The sequence below is a fragment of the Albidovulum aestuarii genome (genome assembly GCF_029961185.1).
Classification (GTDB): domain Bacteria; phylum Pseudomonadota; class Alphaproteobacteria; order Rhodobacterales; family Rhodobacteraceae; genus Albidovulum; species Albidovulum aestuarii.
The window spans coordinates 1-2,641 of sequence record NZ_JASBQQ010000019.1; the positions used below are offsets into that span (position 1 = coordinate 1).

Consider the following 2,641-nt stretch of genomic DNA (forward strand, 5'->3'; position numbering starts at 1 on the left):
CCTTTGACTCGTTCTTTTGTTGGGTCGAAGTGCGGGAAGGGTGTGATGCGGGCTTTGAGGCGTTTTTGGTCGCCGTCGAGGCGTCCGATTTCGACTTTGGTTCCGGTTTCGGCATGGGTGACGTCGATGCGGGCGAGGGCGATGACCTTGCCGAGGACGGGGGATTTCATTGCCGATGTGACGATGCCGATCTGGGGTTTGCCGATATGGACGCAGTCGCCGGGTGTGGGCACGATGCCGCCTTCGAGGTCGAGGCCGACGAGCTTCTTCTGCGGATGGGCCTTGCGGGCCTCGAGTGCGGCGCGGCCGATGAAGTCGTCGGTCTTGGATTTCAGCGGCACGGCGAAGCCGATGCCGGCCTCCATCGGGTCGGTCTGGTCGTCGAATTCCGAGCCCGCGAAGATGAGGCCTGCCTCGATCCGCAGCATGTTGAGCGCCTTGAGCCCGAGGGGGATCATCCCCTTCGGTGCGCCCGAAGCCCAGACCGCGTCGAAGACGGCCTCGGCATCCTTCGGATGGCAGAAGACCTCGTATCCCAACTCGCCGGAATAGCCGGTGCGGCTGACGACGACGGCGGGCCCGTGGAAATCGCCGATCCGGCCGATGGTCAGGCGGAACCAGCCCAGCTCCTCCACCGTCGGCTGGGCGGGCGGGGTCCAGATCACGTCTTTCAGGATGTCGCGCGAGCGCGGCCCCTGCACGGCGATGTTGCAGTGATGGTCGGTCGAGTTGCGGACCCAGGCATTCAGCCCCCTGGCCTCGGCCTGCTTGCGCAGCCACAGGCCCGACTGGTCATTGCCGCCGATCCAGCGGAAATTGGTCTCGCCGAGGCGAAAGACTGTGCCGTCGTCGATCATGCCGCCATGGTCGTAGCACATCGCGGTATAGACGATGCCGCCCACCGGCAGTTTCTTGATGTCGCGGGTGACGCAGGCCTGCATCAGGGCCTCGGCATCGGGGCCGGTCACCTCGTATTTGCGCAAGGGGCTGAGGTCCATCACCACGGCCTTTTCCCGCGCCGCCCAGTATTCGGCGATGGCGCCATGGCCGGTCATGTCATTCGCCAGCCAGTAGCCGGCATAGTCGGTGAAGTTGCGCGTGTGACGGGCGAAGCAGTCGTGAAATCCGGTTTTCTTCGTCTCTTCCAAATCAGCCCCCGGTGTCTTGCGCCAGCCAATGGAGCGCTTGAAATCCTCGCCTCTGTCATAGACCCGCACCTGGATATCGGTCGGGTTCCAGCCATTGGCCGGATCGATGTCGCAGGGGCAGGCGGTCGAGACGCAGACAAGGTCCGTCAGCGCCCGAAGAAGCACGTAGTCGCCCGGCCGCGACCACGGCTCGTCCATGCCGATCGCATGGCTGTCGTCCAGAAGCGTGTTGAAGAAGTAGTTGATCGCGGGCCAGCCGCCGCGCGGGCGGATATTGTAGGCCGCAAGTTCCCGGTTGATGTTGTCCGAGCAGTTCACATGACCCGGATAGCCCAGATCCTCGTAATAGCGCGCGGTGCAGGCCAGCCCGAACGTGTCGTGCCGCCCGACCGTGTCCTGCACGATCTCGACCAAAGCTTCCTGATCGACGCTGAAATACTTCGCATGCAGGCCGGGCTTGGGGTAGAGCGACCCCATCAGCGAGCGGGTTGTCGTTGGGTCGATCTCTCGCTCGATCCCCTTGTCGAGGGCGCGGAGCGAGAAGGCCTGGAAATCCGAGCATTCGCGGCCCTGCACGTCGAGGATCTGGATGAACTGCCCCGCCTTCACCAGATAGGGCCGCGCCTGTCCCGGCAGGATGTTCTCGTCCAGAAGCGGATCGGCCAAGGGATCGGGCGGCAAGAGCCGGTCGGGCACATTCGGCAGCACCGCGCGGCGGATGTAAAGCACGACCTCGGTCGGCGCCCAATGATCCTGCGGCTCCATCGGCCCGCCTGCCGCACAGACGATCAGAAGCCCGTCGGTGGACGCGGTGAAGTTGACCATGTCGCCCGGGCGCGAGCCCTCTTCAAAGGCCAGCACCCCGTCGGCGCGCGCGAGATCGAACCCCGCCACCTCCAGCGCCCGCACCACCTTGCGGCCCGACGGGTCCGACAGAAGTGCTGCCTTCAGCCCCTTCGGGTCGCGCCCGCCCTTCGCCCCGATCATCCCGGCATCCGAGCGTCCGTCAGGCGCGAAGAACACAAGCTCCACCGGCTGCAGCCCCTCGCGGTCCTGCACCGTGATCACGTCGCCGCGGCCCACCGGCACGGCGCGGCTGCCGCCACCCGGCACCGGATGACGCTCCACCCCCGGCGGCAGGACCGGCAGGCCCGGCGTGACCACGCCCGCCCGCTCATAGGGCCGCTCGATGACCGGCTGAACGTTCATGACAATGGCTCCAGCTCGCCGATCCCGACCCGCTCGGTCCGGCCCCAATGCGTCACCAGCAACTTGCAGCCCCCGGGCGACAGCGAACTGTGCGCGGTCCCCGGGGCAAGCCGGACGAAATCCCCCGCGCGGTACACCTGGCCGTCAAAATCAATCAACTCGCCCTCAAGCACGTAAAACTCCTCCGCACCACGATGCCGGTGCGGAACACTGCTCGCCCCAGGCGCCATAACCATCAGGTAACTCCCCGTCCCGCTCTCCGCATCAAACGAAATGTTGTGCCA

2 protein-coding genes are annotated in these 2,641 nt (G+C 65.7%); both read right to left on the bottom strand.

The window, feature by feature from the left end:
• Positions 1-2,357: trimethylamine N-oxide demethylase (locus tag QKW60_RS20930; protein WP_282371648.1), on the bottom strand; the 2,357-nt coding region annotated here is incomplete at its 3' end.
• Positions 2,354-2,641 (bottom strand): cupin domain-containing protein (locus QKW60_RS20935; protein ID WP_282371649.1); only part of this gene is annotated, 288 nt, incomplete at its 5' end. The genes QKW60_RS20930 and QKW60_RS20935, both read right to left, overlap by 4 nt.